Below are 23,637 nucleotides of genomic sequence, written 5' to 3'. Positions count from 1 at the left end.
CGTTCTCTGGTTACTTACCATTATAAAAAGGCTAATTAAAAAGGGCTCTGATTTTCTCTAGATCTTCGGGTGTATCCACGCCATGCGCAGGTGTTTCTATCGCTCGAGCCATTTTTATTTTGTGTCCATGCCAAAGCACTCGCAGTTGCTCTAGCTTCTCCATTTTTTCAATAGGAGAAGGACTTAACTGCAAATATTCGCCGACAAAATGACAACGGTATGCGTAAATACCGATATGGCGAGAGTAAAGCTCACTGCGCCAATCACCATCGCGCTCGTGTGGCACGGCCGAGCGACTAAAATACAAGGCGTGGTCATCTTTATCACACACCACTTTCACCACGTTAGGATCATGAATATCTGTATCATCGGTAATAGGCACCGATAAACTCGCCATCTTCACTTCTGGCGCTTTATCTAATAAACCTGCAACCTGACTAATCACCGCTGGAGGAATAAGCGGTTCATCGCCTTGTACGTTTACCACAATAGTATCGTCGGCAAAATTTAGCCGCTCACATACTTCAGCTAAACGTTCAGTGCCGGACTCATGAGTATCAGCGGTTAAAATCACCTCTGCGTTAAAGCTGTTAGCAACCTCAACAATGCGTTGATCATCAGTAGCAATCACTACTCGTTCAGCCCCCGACTTACACGCTTGTTGGTACACCCTTTCAATCATGGTTTTACCTGCAATATCTTGTAAGGGCTTTGCAGGTAAACGCGTAGATTGATAACGCGCCGGTATAACTACCACAAACTTCATTGCGGTAACTCATTGGCCGACATTTCTCGTGCTTCGTTAACCAATAGAACAGGAATAGCATCTTTCACTGGATAAGCTAAGCGGTCAAATTTACACACCAGCTCGTTGTTAGGTTTATCGAAATGCAACTTACCTTTACATAGAGGGCAAGCCACAATTTCTAATAGGTTATGTTCTACTGACATGAGATTTTTCCTGTAATAAAGAGAAGAACTGTTGATAAAACTGCTCTGGCAACACGCTATCTACGGGTAAATAATACCAATTAGTGCCGGCACTATCGCGATATTTTATGGCATCTTTCTCTGTCATAATCACGCTTTTATCAAGCAATTCTTTATGTTGTTCTTGGCTTAGGGGGCGGTGATCTTCTAAGTTGATTCGTTGTTTAACTGAAAAACCCAAGTATTCAAGAGAATCAAAAAAGCGCTCAGGATTACCTATCCCTGCAAAGGCTGCATCAAAATGTTTATCACTTTGAATATCGCCACTGCCCTTAACGGCTTTCAGCGCACTAGGTTGCAATTGCAATAGATGGCTTTCAGTTGAATAACTAGGTTGCCCATTACTCACGATTAAATCTACATCAACTAAACGAGATGCGGGTTCTCTCAGCGGTCCTGCAGGTAAACAAAAGCCATTTCCGAGGCGGCGTTGCGAGTCGATCACTGCAATTTCTATATCGCGCTGTAAAGCATAATGTTGCATACCATCATCACAAATGATGAGGTCGACACCTTGTTCAACAATACTTTTACAGGCTTGGCTACGATTAGGATCCACCACAACAGGGCATTGAGTACGTAGGTGGATCAGTAAAGGTTCATCACCGCATTCTGCCGCTGCGCTAAATTCAGTCACATTGTAGGGGTAATTTTTGGCAGTACCGCCATATCCGCGGCTCACTACACCGGGCTTAAACCCACGTTCTTGAGCCGCTTTGACTAAGGCTAGAACAACCGGTGTTTTACCATTTCCGCCAACACTAATATTACCCACTATCGCCACGGGTACAGGTGGTCTGTAACTCGCCACCCAGCCTCGATTATAAGCTAAACGCCGAACAATCGTTACTAAACGAAACAGATAACTAAGCGGCAGTAATAAAAGTAATTTTCCTTTATGCTGCCGCGCGTGTTGATACCAAAAGGTCACTATTTTTCGCCAAATTGAATTTGGTGTAATTGGTGATAAGTTCCTTTGTGAGCCATTAGCTCAGCATGGCTACCTTGCTCTACAATCACACCTTCATCCAGTACAACGATAACGTCTGCACTTTCAATGGTTGAAAGGCGATGAGCAATCACAATTGCGGTTCTGTCTGAACATACTCTATCTATCGCTTCTTGAATTTTACGTTCTGATTCCGTATCCAAGGCTGAAGTCGCTTCATCTAAAATCAGCACAGGTGAATCTTTTAACAATGCGCGTGCAATGGCGATCCGTTGTCTCTGACCACCCGATAACATCACACCTTTCTCACCAATAATAGTATCAAAGCCGTCTTCAAACTTATCAACAAAACTGGTCACGTTAGCCATTTCAGCAACTCGCTCAATGTCTTCACGGCTTGCGTCTTCTTTGGCATAGCCAATATTGTCGGCGATAGTGCCACTGAACAAGTGTACTGTTTGAGACACTTGGGCAAACTGCTCACGCAAATTGGCGAGTTTGTAGTCTTGAATAGGTCTGTCGTCTAACAACACAGAGCCTTGCTGAACTTCATAAAACTTGGGTAACAAGCTGGCAATAGTGGTTTTACCACTACCTGAGCGCCCCACTAACGCCACCGTTTGCCCCTCTTCAATGGTTAAATTAATGCCTTTAAGCACTAATTCATTTTTAGTTGGGTAGGTAAACTGCACATCTTTTAGAACCACTTTACCTTTAGCTCTCGGCGTTTCGAAGGTGCCTTTATCATTTTCAGGATCCATGTCTAGCACTGAGAACAAGCTTGTACAAGCGGCCATTGCACGTTGTACATCGTTATTTAGTTGAGTAATCACGCGAAGCGGTTTTAGTAACATCATCATTGACGTAACAATAATGGTAAAAGTACCCGGCGTAAGCTCTTGTACTAGCTCTGGAGAAGATGCTGCAAACAACACCACCGATAAGCCAATAGACGCAATAAATTGCACCGCAGGGTTAGCAATTGCACTTACCGTTGCCATTTTCATCTGCTGACGTCGAATCATATTACTGGCACTGTTAAAGCGCTCTTCTTCTTTTGGCTGACCACCAAAAGATAGAATTTCACGATGTCCGTTCAACATTTGTTCACTAGTGGTGGTGACATTCCCTACCGCATGTTGCAAATGAGTACTAATTTTACGGAAACGGCGGCTCACCAAGCTAATAGCAAAACCAACCGGAGGGCCAATAACAAAGAAGATCAATGACAATTGCCAGCTGTTATAGAACATCAAGCACAATAAGCCAATGATAGTGGCGCTCTCGCGAACTAAGTTCACTAAACTAGCGGTAGCTGCAGTACTCACCTGGTTAGAGTCATAGGTGATTTTTGACAATAAGGTGCCGGTTGGGTTTTTATCAAAAAACGACACTGGCATTAACATCAGGTGGTTAAATATTTGCCGTTGGATTTTCATCACAAGGTGACCACCAACCCAAGACATCCCGTAACTACTGGCAAATCCGCATATACCGCGCAATAACACAATCCCCAAAATGAAGATCGGCATATAAGTCATAATGTCTGGGTTTTTCCCCGACAAGCCTTCATCGATAAGAGGTTTAATTGAATACACAAATAGCGTATCAACCGCACCGTAACCAATCATGCCTATAATCGCGACAATCAGGCCAATTTTGCGATCTTTTACGTAGCTTAATAAGCGGATATAGTTCGCTTTTGTATCAGTAGCTGTTTCTGGAATCATAAGAACAGAGTTATTCCATCGGAAAAATTGCCTTAGTTTAGCGGTTTATAGAGAAATCACCAACTGATGATTTGTTGGTACCATGGGCTTGAAGTGAGATAGCGCTGCTGAGTGACTTGGTATGAACGGTCACCAATTTCAAGATGAATGGCGCCGCCCTTTCCTGTAACAAACTGCTCACTGGCAGAATATCGCTCGGTAACTGATGTGTGAGGAAAACCAAAACGATTATAAGCACCGCTGCTATGCATCACTATTTCGGGCTGTAATGCATTGATAAACTCGTTAGAAGATGAGCTGTTACTACCATGATGTGGGCTCAGTAAAAAACTCACTTTACTCAAGCCTTCCGCTAACAATTGTTGTTCAGCCATTTGTTCTATGTCTCCAGTCAGTAACAAACTGTAGTCACCATCGAAAACCCGCAAAGTGCATGAGCCGTTGTTTCCCTCACCTAAATTCGCCATGCGAAATGTCAGCGCTAACTCTCCCCAATTGATTTGCTCATTACATCGTTCAGCAGGTAATCGTTTATCGCGGCCATAAAACCGTAACGCTTTAGGAAAAGCCTCTTCAAGTACCCTTCTTCCTCCTGCGTGGTCGTTATCACCGTGGCTGGTCACAATAGCTGTCACGTGCTCAATACGTAAATCTACCAATAGTGGCAGAATCACGCTTTCTGCGTAGGAAAAACCACTTCTAAAGCGCGGGCCACTATCAAAAATTAGGGCTTGATTGTTATGCTCAATAACAACAGCCAAGCCTTGCCCAACATCCAATACATATACTTGCCAATTGAGGCTTCTAGGCCAAAATGAGTTGAACAAAGGAACTAACAGCAAAACGCTTAGATAAGCAATGGCAAAGCGCCGGCCTATTGAGCTAACAGCTAACAACACACTAAACAACAACACACACAAGCCCAATAAGGCAATGGGTGTTGTAAAGCTCACTGCTTGAAGACCAGCCAAAAAGTCTAAACCTCGAAACGACACCGCAAACAATTTATTGAGTAACTCGGCTAAATTATCCACACCAGGAAAATCAAAAGAGAGCCCTAACATTAACAACAAGTTAAGCGGCACCAAAATCATACTAAATAACGGAACAGCGACGAGGTTTAGCAATAAAGCGCCACTCGGTAACTGACCAAACATAGCCACTTGAATCGGTAGCATAGCGATACCAATCATCGCTTGAATAAGAATAAGCATCAGTAGCTTGTTACTAGGCCCTAGCCATAAACAAAGTAAAACCACTGATACTGCTGTATATGACAACCAAAAGCCGTTGCTATACAAACTAAACGGCCAAAGCAACAGAATGATAAAAGCGCTAACAACAATGCCAGAGGCTAAGTTACGCCTTTGGGTAGTTAAACCAAACACCAATAAACAGCCATACATCAACAAAGCTCGCATCATTGATAGCTGCCAATTTGCCAACCAGCAATAAATCAGGCAACACCCAAAACTCGCGATCAACGGACCACTAGCGTGAGGCATTCGAATAATTAGCCCTATTAAACGAAACAGCCACCAAGACCACATTGCTGCGATGCCTAAATGCAAACCTGATAGAACAAATAAATGACCTAAACCAGATTGTTGATACAGCGTTCGCCGCTCAGAATTCAATAAGCGTTTATCTCCTACCATTAAGGCAAGTAGCTCTCCACCATATTTGTAACCACTTAATTGCCCCGCTAAGTTCGCCACCCAGCGCTCACGAAACGACAGCTGTTCACCTAAGACTTGGTGCGAAACCAAACTACCCCGTCCCACCATTGACTTTGAAACGAGCCAACGAGCGTAATTGAATCCCGCAGGATTAATACTGGCAAATACGGGTTTAAGTTTAGCGATAGCTTGAATCGAATGACCAGGTTGTAATATTTGGCTTTGATTATTCTGAGGCGAATGGTACAAACTTAGCTTAGGCTTCCACCATGCTAAACTTGATCTACTATCGAGCTGGTCAACTTGCAGCGTAACTTTTTGCCAGTATTGATTATTATCAACTGCCAAGACCACGCCATGTATGCTAAAGTTGGCCGCTTTTTGTTGGATATCAACAATCCATGACTGATAATACAGCGCATGGCTGTTTATCCAACACACGCCAAATATGAAGCCAGCAGCCCAGAGCTTTCTTTTCCAAAGTAAAGCCGCTAGTGCAACGTAGCTAACATATAGTAAAGGTAGGCTCAGTAAACTAGGCCAGATTAACGATGATGTCATTGCTAGCAAACTTGCTAGTAAAAAGACGTTCATATGTCATAAGAAGTTTATTATCAATAACAAACTATATGCCAAAAAAGACGATACAACGATTTATTCCTAAAACAGAAGAGCTAAAAGCTAACAAACACCTTAAGTTTTTTGGTGACTGGTTGCACAACCCTAATCTGTGGCATCTTAATCGACGCTCTGCGGCTGGTGCCTTTGCAATTGGGCTATTTGTTGCTTTTATCCCCTTACCGTCGCAAATGATTATTGCGGCGGCTTTAGCGATAATGTTTAAAGTAAACTTGCCGCTTTCAGTAGCATTAGTATGGATTTCGAATCCTTTTACTATTCCCGCTATTTTCTATTTTTGTTATATCGTAGGCACTGGCATATTGGGGCAACCCGTTGCTGATTATCATTTAGAATTATCATGGCATGGCTTAGAACATTTAATAGCGACCATCGGTCCGGCGTTCTTGTTAGGTAGTTTGGTCTGCGGCATTATCTTTTCAATACTTGGTTACTTTTCAATAAACGCACTGTGGCGATACTCCGTGCGGCGCCGTTACCGTAAACGTCGTTAATAAAAAAGGAGCTTAATCGCTCCTTTTTTGCATCTGCATTACCTTAACCCAGTTCTTGAGCAGGCTTCACCCTGGTAGCTTGCCAAGCAGGCCAAATAGTAGCCAACATACTCAGCAACAATGCCGCCCCAACTACCGCTAATACATCTGTCCAAATTAGTTTAACGGGTAAGAAATCGATAAAGTAGATATCGGCAGATAACAAAGTATGTCCCATTAAACTCTCAATTAACCCGACTAATTTGGGTAAACCAAAGCTACCGGCAATACCTAAAACGGCTCCCCAAGCGCAACCTAATACACCGTTGTAAGAACCGTAAACCACAAAGCTGCGCAACAAACTAGCATCACTGGCCCCCATGGTTTTGAGGATCGCAATATCTCCGCGCTTTTCACTCACAGCTAAAATAAGGGTGGAAACAATGTTAAAGCTAGCAACTGCAACAATTAACAACATGATGGCATACATAATGGTGCGGACTAATTGAATATCTTGATACAAGTACCCATGTTGGCGGATCCAGCTTTTGATATATACTAACTGCGGATAGGTTTTAGCCACCGAACGCACCACTTTATCGGCTTTCAGTGGGTCGACAACTCTTAAATTAATTCCAGATACGCCCTCTTGCCACTGCATAAGTTTTTGAGCATAAGCCAAATTAATAAATGCTAGCTGGTTATCTAACTGGCCGCCAGCGTTCATTAAGCCCACCACTTTTACTCTAATACGCTGTGGCGAACTGAGCCGATTTTGCTGATTAGCCTTGGGTAGCAACAAGGTCACTTGCTCACCTACCAATACGCCTAGCAAATCAGCGATACCCGCACCTAACACCAGTTGAGCTTGGTTCTCGGCCAAAGCGTGCCAAGCATCGTCACCCACGTACTGATGCAGATTAGTCACGTTTTTTTCTAGCTCAGGGTCAATACCTTTAAGAGCCAAGGCTTTCATGGTTTTGCCTTTCTGTACCAAAGCACTAAAGCTGATGTAAGGGGCGGCACCTAATACTTGACTGTTATTGGTAGCCGAGCTTAATAGTTGCTCGTGGTCACTAAGGGGAGGATTTACAGCCTCTAACTCCCCATGGCTTACAATGGCTAAAAAACGGTCACGCAGCTCTCTTTCAAAACCATTCATTACCGACAAGCCAATAATTAACACCGCCACACCTAATACAATACCTAGGGTAGAAGACGCTGAAATAAACGAAATAAAGCCATTACTGTTTTTAGCGCGGTGGTAACGTAAGCCAATAAAAAAAGATAAAGGCAGGCGCATACTATTCGCCTTTGGCAACAAAGTTGCCATCTTGCATATACGCTTGGCGGCTAAACTTAGCAGCTAATGCTAAGTCGTGAGTCACCACCACAAAAGCTGTGTTTAAATCGCGATTAAGCTCTAAAATTAGTTGGTAGATAGACTCTGTGCTGTGGCTATCTAGATTACCGGTAGGCTCATCGGCTAGCACTAAACTCGGCTCATTCACTAAAGCCCTGGCAATAGCGGTACGTTGCCGTTCCCCCCCAGATAGCTCGGCAGGTCGGTGCGTTAAGCGATGCCCTAAACCTACACGTTCTAACAAACTCCTTGCTTTGCCATAAGCTACTTTTTTAGGCTGACCAGCAATTAACAGCGGCATTGCTACGTTCTCTATTGCCGAAAATTCACCCAACAGGTGGTGAAATTGGTAGATGAAACCTAGCTTTTGATTACGCAGTTTTGCAAGTTGCTTGCTCGTTAGCCCATCGATACGTTGTTTATCAATGCTTACTTCGCCTTCGTTGGCCTCATCGAGCCCACCAAGAATATGCAATAAAGTACTTTTACCAGAGCCAGAACTTCCAACAATAGCAACCGCTTCTCCTGGGTAAACACTAAAATCTACGCCATGCAGTACTTCGGTAAACTGGCTACCATCTTGGTAAGTTTTACAAATATTTTTTGCCACTAAAACGGGCTGAGCATTAAGCTCACTCATAACGAAGTGCCTCTGCAGGGTGAATTTTGCTGGCTCGCCAAGCGGGATAAATGGTAGCTACAATGCTTAACAGCATGGCAGCAACCGTAATAAAGATAATTTGGTCGCTACGTTGTAATACAGGTAAACCTGCGCCGCCTAAATTAGCCGCAAAGTTCAAACCGATTCCCGACATAACCATGTTAATGTTATTGCTCAGCCACCAACCACTTAGCGCCCCTACCCCCGCGCCTATACAGCCACTCCAAGCACCTTGCATAACAAACACCATCACAACTTTGTCGCGAGATAAACCCAGTGTTTGCAAAATGGCAACATCACTGCGTTTTTCGCCGACCATCATCACTAGACTAGAAAGAATGTTAAAGGCAGCTACAGCAATAATTAGACAGAACAGCATACCCATCATGTTTTTTTCCATTTTTACTGCAGCAAATAGCTCACCGTAAAAACGTCGCCAATCTTCATATTCAATCGAGGCCGCATCTAACTGTTTAGAGAGGGTTTCAATTTGAAAAGGATCATCTAAGAAATAGCGCTGTTGACTTACTGCATCCACAGGTGAGCGAAGCAAGCGAGCGCTGTCTTCAATATTCACCAAGATGAACTGTTTATCGACCTCTGCGGCAAACTCAAACACCCCCGATACCACAAAGTTACGTTGTGAAGGCATTTCCCCTAACGGTGTATACACCAGCCGATCGGTGGCCAATAAACGAATAGTATCGCCAAGCCGCACACCTAACGCGTTTGCTACACCAATACCAATAACCGCGTTATAGCTGCCGGCCTGTAAGCTATCCAAGTCACCAATTAGCATTTTTTTACGTAACAACGCTGCATCAGCTTGCTGAGTCACATCAATGCCTTGCATCATTGCGGCATGCAAATTAGTACTGCTTTGCAAAACTACTTCGCTTAATACCAAAGGAGCATTTGCTACGCTGTTTAAGGCACTTGGCGCGAGTTGTTGAGAAGATAACGTGAGATGAGGAACTAAGTTCAAAATACGTTGTTTGAGCTGGTGTTCAAAACCATTCATTACCGAGATCACCGTAATGAGTGCTGCCACGCCAAGGGTAATACCCAAGGTAGAGAACCAACTTACAAATGAAGCGAAGCGTTGTTGTTTGGCTCCTCGCGAGAACCGCCATGCTATAAAGCCAATCAATTTCATCGAAGCGGCAGACATCCCTAGGCGTTGTAAAAAATCGCGCTAATCATACCGCGCGCCAGTTAGCCCAACAAGTCAGATCCTTAGCTTAATCACATAAAAAACAAAGATATTCAGTTTATTTGCAATCCGTTACACAACTTGTTGTAATTTCGCCTTCAACTACGCTTTTAAGCATGGTCTATTTGATAACTCGCCGCTCGGCGCTTGTAGGGAAATATGCAGGATCAACAGTATTTTAGTGTTACCCATCAGCTCAACGTTAATCTAGAAACTATTGATAACAGCGCGCTACCTCAGTCAACTGCAGAATTTGAAGCTAGCATTCCCGAGCCATTTATTTTGGCTAACCCTGGTCAACATCAATCATTATTAGGTTTACGTGCCATTAAACAATTGGGCGAAGCCGGTGAGCAATTATTAAGCTATTTACATGCGCAAGAACAAAAGCTGAACCGCGTGCTCAGTTATGTATTAGTCCAACAAGACAGCCCAGCACAGCGCACATTAAGCCAACAATTTGGTGGTTCTGAAATACACTGCTTTTGGAAAGAAGCACTACCGAAAGGCCAATTACTCAAGTTAAAGATTTTTCTACCAGAAGAGTCTACCGCAGTATTTTGTTATGGTGAGGTATTGCAATCAAAGGCGATTGCCCATCGCAGCGAACACCTTATTGAAATAAGCTACAAACTTATTCGTGATGAAGACGTAGAAGCCTTGGTACGAGCAAGCTTACACGTGCAAAGCCAACAACTAAAAGCCCGAGCTGATGCTCGCCAGCAAGCCGACAAATAAGAGTTTTCTGTGTTACTAAATTTACCGTGTCCTGAATCTGCAGGCGATCAAAAACAAGTTAGCAACCTCCCAGGCAGCGCATTAGCGTTTGTTATTCAAGAATATATTGCTCAACTTGACGCCCCAATTGTTATTCTCACTGAAGATACTCGCAGTGCACTTCAAATCGAGCGAGAAGTAAATGGCTTGCAGCCACAGCGTGCCCTGCATTTATTACCCGACTGGGAAACACTCCCTTACGATACCTTCTCACCTCACCAAGACATTGTATCGCAGCGAATATTAAGCCTTAATCAGTTAAGTCACGATAAAAATAGTGTGCTTATAGCGCCTATTGCCACTTGGTTGCAACGCTGTGCCCCCGCAGAGTTTTTAGCTAAACACAGCTTACAGCTCAAGGTAGGCCAGCAGCTAAATTTGGCGGCATTTAAAGAACGCTTAGTGAGTGCTGGTTATCAGCATGTTGATCAAGTCATGGAGCATGGCGAATTTGCACTACGCGGCAGCTTGCTCGATTTATACCCCATGGGGAGCAACTTTCCTTTTCGCTTAGACTTTTTCGATGACGAACTCGACAGTATTCGTGAATTTGACCCCGACACCCAGCGCAGTGCCGAACAGCACAAAAGCATCACTTTGCTACCCGCTCACGAGTTTCCAACGGATGCTAGCGGTATTGAAACCTTCCGCCAGCAATGGCGAGACCGTTTTGAACCCAGCCGGGATGCAGGTTCGATATACCAGCAAGTATCTAAAGGCATCATGCCGGCTGGTATCGAATACTACTTACCGCTGTTTCATGCGCACACCGAAAGCCTAACTGACCAACTTGCAGCAAATACCGTTATTTTAAAGGTGGGCGATTTAGATCATGCGGGCAAACAGTTTTGGAGCGAGTTAGGTGAGCGCTACGAAAACCGCCGCTACGATAAAGCGCGCCCTATCTTGCCGCCTGATGAGCTTTACCAAAGTACTGAGCAGTGCTTTAAAGAATTAAAACTGTTTGCTGGAGTAAAACTACATAAAGGCCCTGCACGTAGCAGCCAAGGCAAACTAAATTTAGACGCGCATACCCTGCCCGATTTAAGTGTTAATCATCGTTTAAATCTTCCCTTACAAGCGCTTAGTCATTATTTAGAGCATCACCCGCAGCCAAAGACCTGCTTTATTGCAGAAACAGAAGGCCGCCGCGAAGCCCTTAAAAACCTGCTAAGTCCACTAAAGTTGCAGTTAAAAGACTACAGCAGCATTGCCGATTTTATTGCCAGCAAAGATAGCTTAGCCATGGTGGTAGCGCCGCTAGACAAAGGCTTTGAACTCAAAGAACCAAATATACAGCTCATTAGCGAAGTAGATTTACTGGGCGATAAGGTTCGCGCTAAACAACGCAAGGCCTCTAGCAAAACGCTAAATCCCGATGTACTTATTCGCAACTTGGCTGAGCTAACTATTGGTCAGCCAGTGGTTCACATTGAGCATGGTGTGGGTCGTTATTTCGGTTTAACCAGCTTTGAAAATGGCGGCATCAAAACTGAATTTTTAACGCTTGAATATGCTAACCAAGCCAAGCTTTACGTTCCCGTTAATGCATTGCATTTAATTAGTCGCTATTCAGGTGCAAACGACGAAACCGCTCCGCTACATAAACTGGGCAACGACCAGTGGCAAAAAGCCAAACAAAAAGCAGCAGAGAAAATTCGCGATGTTGCCGCCGAGTTGCTGGAAGTGTACGCCAAGCGTGCCGCCAAGCCTGGTTTTGGCTATGAATTAGACGATGCAGCTTATCAGCAGTTTTCGGCAGACTTCCCCTTTGAAGAAACCGATGACCAGCAACAAGCAATTGGGGCCACACTGCAAGACATGCAAACGCCAAATGCCATGGATCGCCTAGTATGTGGCGATGTAGGTTTTGGTAAAACAGAGGTCGCCATGCGTGCTGCCTTTGTGGCGGTGAATGCCGGTAAGCAAGTCGCTGTATTAGTGCCGACCACCCTATTAGCCCAGCAGCATTTCGATAACTTTAGCGACCGCTTTGCTAATTGGCCAATCGAAGTCGCCTCACTATCGCGCTTTAAAACCACCAAAGAACAAAACCTAGTGCTTAAAGACTTAGCCGCCGGCAAAGTCGACATTATTATTGGTACCCATAAGTTACTTAGTAAAGACGTGAAGTATTCAGATTTAGGTTTGTTGGTGATAGATGAAGAACACCGTTTTGGAGTAAGGCAAAAAGAACAAATCAAAGCCATGCGGGCTAATATCGATATTCTCACGCTAACCGCTACGCCAATTCCACGTACTTTGAATATGGCGATGAGCGGCATGCGAGATTTATCGATTATTGCCACACCGCCAGCTAAGCGTTTAGCGGTAAAAACCTTTGTTCGTGAGTACGACTCAGCTTTAATTAAAGAAGCGATAAGCCGTGAAGTGATGCGTGGTGGCCAAGTTTACTTCCTACATAATAAAGTAGACACCATTGACCGCGTGGCCCAAGAACTACGTGAATGGTTACCGCAAGCCCGTATAACCGTGGCTCACGGACAAATGCGCGAGCGTGAGCTAGAACGAATAATGAGTGACTTCCACCATCAGCGTTTTAACGTTTTAGTGTGTACCACCATTATCGAAACCGGTATTGACATCCCTAGCGCCAACACCATTATTATTAACCGCGCCGACAACTTTGGATTAGCCCAGTTGCACCAATTACGTGGGCGAGTTGGTCGCTCACACCACCAAGCATATGCGTATTTACTCACGCCACCGCCAAAGCTTATCACCAAAGACGCGATTAAACGTTTGGATGCTATTGCCCAGTTAGAAGACTTAGGCGCAGGCTTTACACTTGCCACTCACGATTTAGAAATTCGTGGTGCTGGCGAGTTATTAGGTGATGACCAAAGCGGACAAATTGAAGCGGTAGGTTTCACCTTGTATATGGAAATGCTTGATAGAGCCGTGACTGCTCTTAAAAACGGCCAAGACCTGAATTGGGACTTAAGCCAAACAGACCAATGTGAGATTGAATTGCGCGTGCCAGCATTGCTGCCTGACGACTATATTTTTGATGTTACTACTCGCCTAACCATGTACAAACGCATTGCCAATTGTGCTGACCAACCAGAAATGCGTGAATTGCAAGTTGAACTCATCGACCGTTTTGGTTTATTGCCAGAGCAAGCAAAAAACCTATTTGAAGTACAAAAGCTAAAAATTGAAGCCGAAGAACTCGGTATCAAACGAGTAGAAGCAGGACCAAAAGGTGGTGTGGTAGAGTTTGGCGAATCAACAAAAGTTAATGCCGCTTTTCTAGTAAGCCTGTTACAATCACAACCAGCGATTTATCGCCTAGAAGGCGCAAATAAACTTAAATTTGCGGTACCTAGCGACAGCCCAGAACAACGATTAAGCTTGATCGAATCATTATTGGAGCAATTTACTGCCAATGCGACAAACTCTTAAAAATGCCCTGCAGCTAACCACGTTAGCAGCAGTAACACTAACCAGCTTACCGAGTGTTGCTCAAGAACCTCGCTGGTTTGACATAGAAGTTATCTTTTTTAAGCGAAATGTAAGTGTGGAAAGTAGCCAAGAATATTGGCCGCAGCCACAAACGCTAGGCGTAAATACCAGCGAACCATTACTCGCGCCGCTGTTTGGTTGTAATGATGAATTAGAGCCCTGCATTGCCCCACGATTTGATAAGTTACCGGTGAGCATAGACGGCAGAGGCTGGCCTATTACTGGTTCAACAAAACGCCAAATGCTAAGCAAACAGCAACTAGAACTAAATGATGAGTTTAATAAGCTCAAACAGCATGCTGCTTTTACGCCTTTACTTCACCTTGGTTGGCGTGAAATAGTTGCACCGCGTAATCGCGCTAAACACTACCAAATTCAAGCTGGTGAAGATTTCTCGACCCGTTTTAACGAAGACGGACGTTTACTTGGCTCATTAAATTTCTCTGACGATGCAATAATAGAGGAAAGCCAAGGCTTTGATTTAGCTGCTGAAAACATTTCGCTGTTTGACGCTCCCGATACTGCCGTGGGAGCATTTGATGTAGAGCCTGAAGCCGCTGCTGCGATTTGGGAATTAGAAGGCGGCATTCGTGTGTACCTTCAACACTACTTATACATTGAAACAGAGCTGCTGCTTAAGCGACCTGAAGATGTAGAGCTGTTAATCAACGAACCCGAGCAAGAGTTGCTTGATGTTAATGCTAGCGAAGATCCGTTAACTACCGAAACTGAACTCAGTACAGTGGTAGTAGAAGCGCCTCTTTCTGTTGAAGAAGAGCAGCAACAAGTGGTGTTGTTAAGCGCCGATGCTAACAATGTTGAAGCTGGTAGTTTAGTCACCGAGTATCAAACAGAAGAGCAACTACAGAGCTTTAAATTTGACCAAAAGCGTCGAGTTCGCTCCAGCGAAATTCACTATTTTGATCACCCATTAATGGGAATGCTGATTCAGATCCGCCGTAGCCCAGAAGAGCAAACAAACCTAACAAACAGCGCTGAGTCGTTGCCCGTTGCAGATACTGTTGAAGAAAGCCCTGCGGTAAATGAACAAGCACAGCTAACCGACGATAATTCGCCTGAACAAAGCGCTAGCGCTGCGCCAGCATCTTAATTAAGCGGTGTTATTAGCGAATCAACCCAGCGTACTGTTTGCCTGTGCGCTGTTAAGCAGAACGTGGTTATTGCTGGCGATTGCCGCCAGCTCTCGCCAAACTGGTGATAAAATACTGGGGCTGCTTTACCCCGACCATTTCTGGTTCTATTTTGGGCTTGCTATGGGCGCTCTGCCGCTCACTCGTTTAATCTTCCCTAAGCTGTGGCAGAAACTTTCGATACGCTGGCAGTTATGGGGGATCTTAGTTTTACTCCTTGCCGATATAGCGATTCAAGTTCATTCCATAAATCTCAATTTTTGGCGTTTTGAGGCGCTGAATGCAGTAACCTTATGGATTAGCTTAATGATGAGTTTTATCGTGTTTAAGTCTGCGTTAGACAAGCCATAACCCTGAATTTCTCTCCATATCTAAGCCTCTAACTGGGGATTCAGCCCTCAATGATTACCCTCTCTTTTCTTCCATGAATAAAATTCTTGGTGCTTACTTAGTTTCAACAACTAAAATACCTTATTGGATTATACTTTTTCTGAGCACTTTCTACCGCTAAGCCAAGCTCATAAAGCACCGATAAGGAAATGACATGAATATGCTACGGACTTGCCTATTGGCCACTCTACTCTTAACGATTCAAGGCTGTACTTCACCTCAAAAAGAAGTGCCTACCGATCAACTCGATAACTCTCCCAATATAGTTCGGCATGTCGGTGAGGTATCAAATATTCGCGAAGTAAAGAAAGATGCCTCATTAGGTAAACAATTTGGCGGCTCGTTTATTGGCGCTTTAGTCGGCGGACAAATTGGTGGTGGAAGCGCTAACGCCATTATAGGTACCGCAGGCGCTTTCATAGGCCAAGACATTACTAACGAAAAATTTGGCGAGTATATTGACCGCCTAATACTGAAAGACGAACAAGGCAAAGAATATAACTGCTTAGTGCATGGCCACGATTTCAAAGTAGGAGATAAAGTGGTTTTTACCGTGGTTGAAAACCATGTGTCCGCGATTATTCACGCCACAGAATAGTAAAAATGGCCACATTAATGTGGCCATTTTGTTCTCGCTAACAGGTACCCATATTCTGTGTTAGCTAGTTGTAGATGTGAGCATCTACTTCTTGGCCTTTTGATGGGCGAGGTACGATTTCAAAAGAACCATTAAAGTCTATTGATACCTCTGCCAGTGTTTTCATTACTGAGCTATCCCCTTCGATACCTGCTTTGCCTGATTCAAGCAAGGCTGCTAAGGTTGTTTGCTCTAACAAAATCTTAGTTACATCAGCTTTATTTATATGCAACGTTGCATCTGCAGGAGCCAGTTTAGCCACCTGAATATTGTTTAGGTTACCGTTGCTTAACTCCACATAATGCACTTCTTTAATATCAGGAACATTTACGTTTAGCGTAAAATCTTTGCCATCGGCTTTAGTGGCAACAATTTTTACTGCCATAAAGTCTAAAATGTTCTCTATCGTCATTTCAGACAACAGGTCGGAAGAAGCGGTTTTAGGCAAACCAGGCATAGTGCCTATGCGAATTTCTTGCGCGCCAGTTAAAAACACATTACGCCAGCCTGCACCTTCAGCTTGATAACCTTGTTGCTCCCAGTTGTCGGCAAGCAATGAACGAGCTTCTGAAGAACTATCACAAGCACGTACAATATGATCGAGCATTACGCCTGCAAAGCGATACTCACCTTTATCAAAGTAAGTTTTTGCTGTCGCGTAACCTGCTTCACAACCACCATAAGCTTGCGTGAAACGCTCAGCTTCATCTGCAACGCCCATGCGGTCGAGGTTGGCTGGGTTCATATCAAAATAGCCAAGATACATGTTGTATACAGCCCGCGCATTGTGGCTGTAGGTGCCGTGGTATCCGTTGGTGTGCCATAACTGTTGTAAGCTAGTTGGCAGTTCATCGTTAATTGATGCGCCAATATCCTGTATTCCCATGCCGCTATTAGCTAAACGTAAGGTTTGGTTGTGAACAAAACCATAGTTGTCACGTTGTGCTCTCATGTAGTCATTAATCTTCTCGTTACCCCACATAGGCGCAGAGTGAGAGCCCATTAACATCTCCACTTCCCCGCCCCACGCGTTGATCATTTCGTTGATGTCTTTAGACCATTTCAACGAATCACGAACCTTGGCGCCACGCAAAGTGTACACGTTGTGCATACCTTGATAGACCATTTCGCCAGTCCACAATGTATTGTGCTCAGGCAAGTACGCAACGTGACCAGATGGAGCCTCGGTTCCAGCGGTGTCCATAAATACAAATTTCACGCCGTCTATCTCATAGTCAAAAAACTTTTGTTCATCACCAGATGGAAAGGTTTGGTCGGGTGCTACAAGCGTAATTTGATAACCTTCACCTTGCGACCAGCCATTCGATAAGGCGGCATCTACAATACCTGTTGTATTAGCTTGACCCAGCGTAGCACCGTATTGGTATGCCGCGCGGCGAGACATAGCATTTCCCGCCAGTACATTTTCATCTACGGTTTCTTTAATAAACCCGTGAGGCGCGTACACTTTTACTTCAGGGAAACGGTCTTGAACAGCGCGCGAGCCACCAAAGTGGTCAGCATGAGAGTGAGAGTAAATCATTGCCACTACCGGCTCATCTCCGCCTTCTGGCACATTGGCTAAAAAAAATTCTAGTGAAGCTTCCATGGCTTTATCGTGCATCAGTACATCGTAAACAATCCAACCTGAATCAGACTTTATAAACGACGTTGACGCTAAATCGGTACCACGAACTTGGTAGATGCCGTCGGTAACTTTATACAAGCCATCTGCGGCAAAGTTTGCTTGTCCTTGACGCCACAAAGAAGGGTTAACGGTATCAGGCGAGTTGTCGTGTGCTTCCAATCCGGTGTGCAAATTTTTGAAACGGTCGCGCAGAGACATTGATGTTTTAGCATCTAATGGAACCACTAATCCTTTGTCGTTATCAAAAAATACCGTCGTGTCTTCAAAGTTTAGAGTCTTGGCAAATGCCTTATTAGCTTCAATGGTATGAACAGAAGCAGGTTTTCCTTTACCGTTTGCTAAGGATTCGGTGGTTACATGCTCATGATCGTGACCAGCGTGGTCATCATGATCATGGCTATGTGCAATAACACTGGTGGTGAATACTGAAAGAATAGATGCCGTTAAAATAGATTTTTTCATATGTCGTACCTTTTGTCGCAGCATCCTTGCAGTCATAAAATATAATTCGTTTGTTGAATCTATTTTGGCGAACACTTAGGCAGCAAACAACTCTTCCAAGCTAAAGCAGATATTTACGTAAGTGATATCAGGTTGAGGATAAAAGTAAGGTTTATTATTTTAAGTGAAGACTAGCAAACAAATATTATGACAGTAATGAACCAAGATACAGCTATTACACTGAGCTTAAACTTGGCCAATCAACAAGGTTCTAAGCCATTGATTAGCTGGGTTAGTTTGCATTTTAGATAAGGACACTAGATAAGAATCAAAAGACTGAGTTTTAAAAGGAAAATCCATTAACTGAAGATTAAATACCTCACTATATTGTTGAGCAAGCGAACAAGGTACCACTCCCACGGCATCACTATAAGATATGGCCGCTATCATTCCCATTAATGACTTATGCTCACTATAGGCTTTACGGCGCGGTAGCACTTCATCAGTAATCCAGTCTACAAAGGTAAGGTCAAAGCGGCGCATATCGAACATTGCATGCTGCTCGGCTAAATAAGCAGCCTGGGTCAGGGCTCCGCTTTGTAAGCGAGGGTGCGATCGATTAGCAATGCAACACAGTTTATCTCGCTGAATGACCAGAGAGTTAAAGGTTAAACTCTCAGGTGCACATACATCAATAACAACATCGACACTTTCATTACTCAAATCCTCGTAGATTTTTTGCTCATCGCTGGGCAGTTCAATCAACATCACATCTATCGCGCTATCTTTAAGTGCAATATCGAGCTTTTGTCGTAGCTTATGAAACATCGCCTCGTGGCAATAAACGTTAAACTGACGTGAGGATGTAGTCGGCGTAAAATCTTGAACGCTTTCGATAAGCCCTTCAATGTTAAGCAAAGGCGCTTGCAGGCTAGAATAGAAGTCTCGTGCAAATGGCGTTGGCTTGATGCCTCGACCAGTACGGCTAAACAACTCTTGGCCAATCGTTTCTTTTAAACGAGAAAGTGCATTACTAACTGCCGATTGAGTCAGGTCAAGCTGTTCTGCGGCTCGAGTGACTGATTCATGCTCATAAGCTGACTTAAAAACGCGTAAAAGATTGAGGTCAAACTGACTAGACTGAGACATAGAGTAAGTGAACGTTGTAAATGATATCTTGGCTATCATCGGAGGGGAGGCGCTGATTTGCAAGTGTATTGTTTAATACGACGATACTAGTAGCCTATTCTTTCAGCTTACACTTGCACAAAAAAGCAGCCCTTGAGCTGCTTTTAACTAATAAACTTAGTGCAACTTAAGCTTAGGTCTTAGCACTTGGTTAATTCGCCCTACTAACATCATTAAGCCAGTTTTCATATAGCCATGTAAGGCGATTTGATGCATCCGATAAAGCGAAATATACATTACTCGTGCAATGCGCCCTTCAATCATCATTGAACCTTGCATAAGGTTGCCCATTAACGAACCGACTGTTGAGTAACGGCTGAGTGATACCAGTGAACCATGGTCTTTGTATTCAAACTCTTGCAGTGGTTTTTCTTCAATTTGGCGCACAATATTTTTAAATACTAAGGTCGCCATTTGATGAGCCGATTGAGCCCGTGGTGGTACAAAACTGGTTTCTCCCATGGCACAACTCGCACAATCGCCAATCGCATAAATATTACTATCGCGCGAGGTTTGCAAGGTTGGGCGAACCACTAACTGGTTAATGCGGTTGGTTTCTAAGCCACCGAGTTCTTTCATAAAATCAGGGCACTTAATGCCTGCCGCCCACACCATTAAGTCAGCTTTAATCAGTTCACCGTCTTTAGTCGTTAAGCCTTCTTCAGTCGCTTCCGTCACCATCGTTTTAGTACGTACGTCCACACCCATTTTCTGTAACTCTGAATGGGCTGAGCTAGATATACGCACAGGTAATGCCGGGAGAATTTTCTCACCCGCTTCTACTAAGGTTACCGCTAGGCTTGAATGGCTTAGGTTTGGCACGCCATAGGCGCGTAGTTGATCTAAGGCGTTATGCAGCTCAGCAGAGAGCTCTACGCCAGTTGCGCCGGCCCCCACAATAGCGACACGTACTTTCTCGCCCTTTTGTGCTTCGTCATTTTGCGAATACTGTAAAAAGCGATTCAGCATGCGACGATGGAACAAATCTGCGCGGCTTGGGTTGTCGAGGAAAATACAATTGTCTTTAACACCTTTGGTATTAAAGTCGTTTGAAACAGAGCCAATCGCCATGATTAGGTAATCATAATTTAGCTGGCGCGCTGGAAGGACTTCTTTGCCCTCTTCGACCATAGCCTTTAAAGTCACCAATTGATCTTCACGATTTACATCAGCCACTTCGCCAAGTTGAAATTCAAAGCCATGATTAGCAGCATGTGAGCGATAGCTCAAGGCGTCAATGCCTGCATCTAAAGAGCCGGTAGCCACTTCATGTAATAACGGCTTCCATAAATGGGTGCGGTTTTTATCTACCAGCACTACGTTAGCTTTTCCGTGTTTACCGAGTTTACGGCCTAAGCGCGTCGCCAGTTCTAAACCACCGGCCCCACCACCAACTACAACGATTCTAGTCATGCTTGAATATTTCCTTGTAACAACTTGAAGTGTTTAGCTCTACTACAAAGGCTTTTATTTTTGTTATGCCTTTAACAACTAGCTAAGGTGGGCTCATTATACGTAACTTGATTAAGATCACAAAAAGCGCCCAATAAAAAAGAGGGATTAATTCCCTCTTTTTATGAAAATTTAAGATTCTATAAACTTGGTAGGCGTTTTAAAGACTTTATCAACTGCAGGTGATGGCTGATGTCTTTAAATTTGTGACTTTGTTCTTTGTCCCAAATAACATCGTAATAGGCTTTAAGCTCTTGCTCAGAATGAGAATTGTCTAACACTTCATCGTTCTCTGAGAGCACCACGGTACAATTACCTTTGTTCTTGGTTCTAAACTCATTAACACACTTTGATGCAATATCGATGTACTCTTCTGGGCGTTCAATTCGGTCTTGCATGTTCTTTTCTGGATGTAAGTTAGGATTGAAAATCACTGATGGGATCCCGCATAAATAACCAATGCGCTCGCTCCAATAGCCCCCCAAGCCAACACCACAAATAACCACTTCTTCTTCGGCACTTAACATGAGCTGTTTATGCACTTCTTTCAGTAAGTGACTCATATCATGCCGCGGATGAATGGTGCTGTAGCTGATCGGTCGCACATCGGGATCTACAAATTGCAACTGAAGCACTTTTTCATGGTTACCCGGACTTGTTGAATCGAAGCCGTGTAGATAAATAATCATCCTGCAATACCTTCCTTACATTCACACACTAAAACCAAGTGTATTTATAATTGTTACCATTCACTACTCATTTGCATTATTTGTGCAGCACGAGCGGCAATTTCTCGATACTGAGCTTGCGATTCGAGCTCTGACCAACTATGCGCAAACGCTTTACCCACTAAGGTTTCGGCATTCACAACAAAGCTATGATCTAAGCCATCTAATAAACTAATGCTAGCTTCTCTATCATTACAGGCTAGCAATAAATCACAACCTGCCGCTAAGGCTTGCTGAGCACGATCTATATGATTACCCGCAACTGCAGCGCCCTTCATGCTGAGGTCATCACTAAAAATAAGCCCGTTAAACGCTAACTCTTTACGTAGTATTTTTTGCAGCCATATTTGCGAGAACCCCGCTGGCTTGTCATCTACGTCACTGTAAATAACATGGGCAGGCATTACTGCATCAAGTTTATTCTGAGCAATAAGCGCGGCAAATACTTGCATATCTTGCTGCTTAATTTCTGCGTATGGGCGCGGATCACGAGCCTCTAAATGGTGAGTATCCGCTTTTACATTGCCATGGCCAGGAAAGTGTTTACCTGTAGCTTTCATGCCGGCTAAGTTCATTCCATCAATAAACGCACTTGCGCTACGTATAATCTCGCTAGGGCTATTGCTAAAAGCGCGTTGCCCTATTACATCACTAACACCATCAATGTCTAAAACGGGTGCAAAGCTAATATCAATGTCGCAAGCACGTAACTCTGCTGCCATTAACCAGCCCAGTTGCTTAGCCCAGTCTTGGTGAGAAATATGAAGAGTGTCTGCGCCTTTCGCCATCAAGCCCATGGCAGGAATAGCTGAAAATTGCTCTCTAAAGCGCTGTACTCGGCCCCCTTCGTGATCAACAGCAATTAATAATCGCTGTTTACTCGCAGAGCGAATGGTACGAACTAACTCTAACAACTGAGCCCGATCTTGATAATTGCGGCTAAACAAAATAACGCCAGCCACAAGGGGATGCTGGAGCATCTCGCGCTCCTCAGCGCTCAACTCCGTACCGAGTAAATCTAAAAACAGAGGTCCCATGTACTAACTACCAACCAAAAGTAGATTTAGTTTCGCCCTTGCGAATTTCAGTTTCGTCAGCCCATTCAACTAAGCCAGTTTTTAAGTCCATTAATCGCATAGTCATTTTGTAATAAACATCTTTGGTTTTCTTGTTAGTTTTTACAATGCTTGAAAGGTTGCCATAAAGCATATACTCAGCACCCACTTGCTGACCAAAAGCAATCGCTTTAGATGGGTCAACTAACCCGCCGTCGTTCTGAAAATCAAGCTGTTCACGTACCGCCGTTACGCGTGTCATATCAACAAAGCGGAACTTGCCCGATTGCAGTAATTTAGTGCTAATTGAATCAGTCACTGACTCGGTATCAATATGCTCGGTAGTTTTGTTTTTAATGCGTTCAACAAACACAATCGGGCGATTGTTATTGGTAATGTCGGTTAGCAATGGAGACGAAATCATCGAGTCTGTCATTTCACCGGCAATTTTTTGTAAGTCAGTTGAGCCAAAAGCAACATCTACTGTTTCAACTTCTTGCGGGTCGCCGTAGCTTACCTGGGTAGAACAACCACTTAAGGTAAGGGCTAGTACAGATGCAGCGAGTACGAGTTTTTTCATGGGATATCTCTCTGTTATTTAACTTCTCTAACATAAATTTTGAAATGGCTCGCGGTATTCACCAAGGCAACTGATTGCACTTGAATTTGTTGCTTGCCGTGTAAGCTTAGAGGCGTCCATGCGGTAGTTGCACTATTAATTTGCATGTTGTTACTGTCATACCAGTAAAAACGATACTGCAAATCTAAGTCACCTTTGAATAAAGATTGTATTGTTGCCACACCGCGCAAGCGGTCCATTCCTTGGTGAGTAGCAGCATCTAGAACGGTGAGTTTTCGACCCAAGCTAATATTGTCTACAATTAGCCATTGCTTCCCATCGGGCTTATCTGAATCTGCCGAAATGCCAGAGGTGTCGGTGGTACAGCCTACGACAAGCAGTGCAGTTAATAACAGCAAATATTTCAT

Annotated in this window: 21 protein-coding genes; 6 read left to right on the top strand and 15 right to left on the bottom strand. The window is 43.9% G+C overall.

Annotated features, from left to right (window positions below; all coding sequences use genetic code 11):
• Nucleotides 1-31: 31 nt before the first annotated feature.
• Genes kdsB through Q4549_RS01235 form a run of 5 tightly spaced genes read right to left on the bottom strand, consistent with a single transcriptional unit; the run spans nt 32 to nt 5,909 of the window.
• Complete coding sequence (gene kdsB / locus Q4549_RS01255) at nt 32-766, bottom strand: 3-deoxy-manno-octulosonate cytidylyltransferase (protein WP_303553101.1); 735 nt, start codon at nt 764-766, stop codon at nt 32-34.
• Entirely contained in the window at nt 763-951 is a 189-nt protein-coding gene (locus Q4549_RS01250) for a Trm112 family protein (protein ID WP_137673012.1), read from the bottom strand. Before Q4549_RS01250 ends, kdsB begins: the two co-directional genes overlap by 4 nt.
• Nucleotides 935-1,921 carry a tetraacyldisaccharide 4'-kinase gene (gene lpxK, locus Q4549_RS01245; protein WP_303553100.1) on the bottom strand — a complete coding sequence of 329 codons (987 nt, stop codon included), beginning with the start codon at nt 1,919-1,921 and terminating at the stop codon, nt 935-937. The genes Q4549_RS01250 and lpxK overlap by 17 nt, the downstream gene beginning before the upstream one ends.
• Nucleotides 1,921-3,669, bottom strand: a complete 1,749-nt coding sequence (gene msbA / locus Q4549_RS01240) for a lipid A export permease/ATP-binding protein MsbA (RefSeq protein ID WP_303553099.1) — start codon at nt 3,667-3,669, stop codon at nt 1,921-1,923. Before msbA ends, lpxK begins: the two co-directional genes overlap by 1 nt.
• A gap of 56 nt (nt 3,670-3,725) precedes the next feature.
• Complete coding sequence (locus Q4549_RS01235; RefSeq protein ID WP_303553098.1) at nt 3,726-5,909, bottom strand: DNA internalization-related competence protein ComEC/Rec2; 2,184 nt, start codon at nt 5,907-5,909, stop codon at nt 3,726-3,728.
• A 68-nt stretch (nt 5,910-5,977) separates the two neighbouring features.
• On the opposite strand from Q4549_RS01235, the gene Q4549_RS01230 reads away from it, so the two are divergent.
• On the top strand, nt 5,978-6,481 hold the full coding sequence (locus Q4549_RS01230; protein WP_137673015.1) for a DUF2062 domain-containing protein: 504 nt from the start codon (nt 5,978-5,980) through the stop codon (nt 6,479-6,481).
• A 43-nt stretch (nt 6,482-6,524) separates the two neighbouring features.
• Here Q4549_RS01230 and lolE read toward each other — a convergent pair whose 3' ends face one another.
• From lolE to Q4549_RS01215, 3 genes are read right to left on the bottom strand one after another with little or no spacing between them, the layout of a single operon-like run.
• Nucleotides 6,525-7,763: a lipoprotein-releasing ABC transporter permease subunit LolE gene (gene lolE, locus Q4549_RS01225; RefSeq protein WP_303553097.1), complete on the bottom strand. Its 1,239-nt coding sequence runs from the start codon at nt 7,761-7,763 to the stop codon at nt 6,525-6,527.
• 1 nt (nt 7,764) lies between these two features.
• Nucleotides 7,765-8,463, bottom strand: coding sequence for a lipoprotein-releasing ABC transporter ATP-binding protein LolD (lolD, locus tag Q4549_RS01220; RefSeq protein ID WP_303553096.1), 699 nt, complete (start codon nt 8,461-8,463; stop codon nt 7,765-7,767).
• Nucleotides 8,456-9,640 carry a lipoprotein-releasing ABC transporter permease subunit gene (locus tag Q4549_RS01215; RefSeq protein ID WP_303553095.1) on the bottom strand — a complete coding sequence of 395 codons (1,185 nt, stop codon included), beginning with the start codon at nt 9,638-9,640 and terminating at the stop codon, nt 8,456-8,458. The genes lolD and Q4549_RS01215 overlap by 8 nt, the downstream gene beginning before the upstream one ends.
• A gap of 216 nt (nt 9,641-9,856) precedes the next feature.
• Between Q4549_RS01215 and Q4549_RS01210 the strand changes: the two genes are divergently transcribed.
• From Q4549_RS01210 to Q4549_RS01190, 5 genes are all read left to right on the top strand, one after another.
• Nucleotides 9,857-10,435: a hypothetical protein gene (locus tag Q4549_RS01210; protein WP_303508460.1), complete on the top strand. Its 579-nt coding sequence runs from the start codon at nt 9,857-9,859 to the stop codon at nt 10,433-10,435.
• A gap of 9 nt (nt 10,436-10,444) precedes the next feature.
• The gene (gene mfd / locus Q4549_RS01205) at nt 10,445-13,900 is read left to right on the top strand and encodes a transcription-repair coupling factor (protein WP_303553094.1); all 3,456 of its coding nucleotides are present in this window, start codon (nt 10,445-10,447) and stop codon (nt 13,898-13,900) included.
• Nucleotides 13,884-15,071: a peptidoglycan binding protein CsiV gene (locus Q4549_RS01200; RefSeq protein ID WP_303553093.1), complete on the top strand. Its 1,188-nt coding sequence runs from the start codon at nt 13,884-13,886 to the stop codon at nt 15,069-15,071. Before mfd ends, Q4549_RS01200 begins: the two co-directional genes overlap by 17 nt.
• Before the next feature lie 7 nt (nt 15,072-15,078).
• Nucleotides 15,079-15,462 carry a DUF2919 family protein gene (locus Q4549_RS01195; protein WP_303508454.1) on the top strand — a complete coding sequence of 128 codons (384 nt, stop codon included), beginning with the start codon at nt 15,079-15,081 and terminating at the stop codon, nt 15,460-15,462.
• Between the two features lie 193 nt (nt 15,463-15,655).
• Nucleotides 15,656-16,099, top strand: coding sequence for a hypothetical protein (locus tag Q4549_RS01190; protein ID WP_303508452.1), 444 nt, complete (start codon nt 15,656-15,658; stop codon nt 16,097-16,099).
• Nucleotides 16,100-16,163: 64 nt separating this feature from the next.
• On the opposite strand, the gene Q4549_RS01185 is transcribed toward Q4549_RS01190, so the two are convergent.
• From Q4549_RS01185 to Q4549_RS01155, 7 genes are all read right to left on the bottom strand, one after another.
• The gene (locus Q4549_RS01185) at nt 16,164-18,248 is read right to left on the bottom strand and encodes an alkyl/aryl-sulfatase (protein ID WP_303553092.1); all 2,085 of its coding nucleotides are present in this window, start codon (nt 18,246-18,248) and stop codon (nt 16,164-16,166) included.
• Nucleotides 18,249-18,473: 225 nt separating this feature from the next.
• On the bottom strand, nt 18,474-19,376 hold the full coding sequence (locus tag Q4549_RS01180; RefSeq protein ID WP_303553091.1) for a LysR family transcriptional regulator: 903 nt from the start codon (nt 19,374-19,376) through the stop codon (nt 18,474-18,476).
• A 156-nt stretch (nt 19,377-19,532) separates the two neighbouring features.
• Nucleotides 19,533-20,828, bottom strand: a complete 1,296-nt coding sequence (locus Q4549_RS01175) for an NAD(P)/FAD-dependent oxidoreductase (RefSeq protein ID WP_303553090.1) — start codon at nt 20,826-20,828, stop codon at nt 19,533-19,535.
• Between the two features lie 179 nt (nt 20,829-21,007).
• Complete coding sequence (gene ycfP, locus Q4549_RS01170; protein ID WP_303553089.1) at nt 21,008-21,556, bottom strand: alpha/beta hydrolase YcfP; 549 nt, start codon at nt 21,554-21,556, stop codon at nt 21,008-21,010.
• A 53-nt stretch (nt 21,557-21,609) separates the two neighbouring features.
• Nucleotides 21,610-22,632: a beta-N-acetylhexosaminidase gene (gene nagZ / locus Q4549_RS01165; protein ID WP_303553088.1), complete on the bottom strand. Its 1,023-nt coding sequence runs from the start codon at nt 22,630-22,632 to the stop codon at nt 21,610-21,612.
• A 7-nt stretch (nt 22,633-22,639) separates the two neighbouring features.
• Nucleotides 22,640-23,230 (bottom strand): penicillin-binding protein activator LpoB, encoded by a 591-nt coding sequence (gene lpoB / locus Q4549_RS01160; RefSeq protein ID WP_137673028.1) that lies wholly within the window; start codon nt 23,228-23,230, stop codon nt 22,640-22,642.
• Between the two features lie 14 nt (nt 23,231-23,244).
• Nucleotides 23,245-23,637: a YcfL family protein gene (locus Q4549_RS01155; RefSeq protein ID WP_303553087.1), complete on the bottom strand. Its 393-nt coding sequence runs from the start codon at nt 23,635-23,637 to the stop codon at nt 23,245-23,247.

The organism is Agarivorans sp. 2_MG-2023 (assembly GCF_030548085.1).
In the GTDB taxonomy this organism is placed as follows: Bacteria; Pseudomonadota; Gammaproteobacteria; order Enterobacterales; family Celerinatantimonadaceae; genus Agarivorans.
This window is presented reverse-complemented; position numbering and strand designations above follow the sequence as displayed.

Bases quoted from the DNA above. Each gene is read 5' to 3' on its own strand.
- Q4549_RS01175 (WP_303553090.1), bottom strand. From the start codon at position 20,828: ATGACTAGAATCGTTGTAGTTGGTGGTGGGGCCGGTGGTTTAGAACTG.
- Q4549_RS01250 (WP_137673012.1), bottom strand. From the start codon at position 951: ATGTCAGTAGAACATAACCTATTAGAAATTGTGGCTTGCCCTCTATGT.
- lolD (WP_303553096.1), bottom strand. From the start codon at position 8,463: ATGAGTGAGCTTAATGCTCAGCCCGTTTTAGTGGCAAAAAATATTTGT.
- msbA (WP_303553099.1), bottom strand. From the start codon at position 3,669: ATGATTCCAGAAACAGCTACTGATACAAAAGCGAACTATATCCGCTTA.
- Q4549_RS01155 (WP_303553087.1), bottom strand. From the start codon at position 23,637: ATGAAATATTTGCTGTTATTAACTGCACTGCTTGTCGTAGGCTGTACC.
- Q4549_RS01185 (WP_303553092.1), bottom strand. From the start codon at position 18,248: ATGAAAAAATCTATTTTAACGGCATCTATTCTTTCAGTATTCACCACC.
- kdsB (WP_303553101.1), bottom strand. From the start codon at position 766: ATGAAGTTTGTGGTAGTTATACCGGCGCGTTATCAATCTACGCGTTTA.
- Q4549_RS01230 (WP_137673015.1), top strand. From the start codon at position 5,978: ATGCCAAAAAAGACGATACAACGATTTATTCCTAAAACAGAAGAGCTA.
- Q4549_RS01235 (WP_303553098.1), bottom strand. From the start codon at position 5,909: ATGACATCATCGTTAATCTGGCCTAGTTTACTGAGCCTACCTTTACTA.
- lpoB (WP_137673028.1), bottom strand. From the start codon at position 23,230: ATGAAAAAACTCGTACTCGCTGCATCTGTACTAGCCCTTACCTTAAGT.
- Q4549_RS01210 (WP_303508460.1), top strand. From the start codon at position 9,857: ATGCAGGATCAACAGTATTTTAGTGTTACCCATCAGCTCAACGTTAAT.
- Q4549_RS01190 (WP_303508452.1), top strand. From the start codon at position 15,656: ATGAATATGCTACGGACTTGCCTATTGGCCACTCTACTCTTAACGATT.
- lolE (WP_303553097.1), bottom strand. From the start codon at position 7,763: ATGCGCCTGCCTTTATCTTTTTTTATTGGCTTACGTTACCACCGCGCT.
- Q4549_RS01200 (WP_303553093.1), top strand. From the start codon at position 13,884: ATGCGACAAACTCTTAAAAATGCCCTGCAGCTAACCACGTTAGCAGCA.
- Q4549_RS01215 (WP_303553095.1), bottom strand. From the start codon at position 9,640: ATGAAATTGATTGGCTTTATAGCATGGCGGTTCTCGCGAGGAGCCAAA.
- ycfP (WP_303553089.1), bottom strand. From the start codon at position 21,556: ATGATTATTTATCTACACGGCTTCGATTCAACAAGTCCGGGTAACCAT.
- nagZ (WP_303553088.1), bottom strand. From the start codon at position 22,632: ATGGGACCTCTGTTTTTAGATTTACTCGGTACGGAGTTGAGCGCTGAG.
- Q4549_RS01180 (WP_303553091.1), bottom strand. From the start codon at position 19,376: ATGTCTCAGTCTAGTCAGTTTGACCTCAATCTTTTACGCGTTTTTAAG.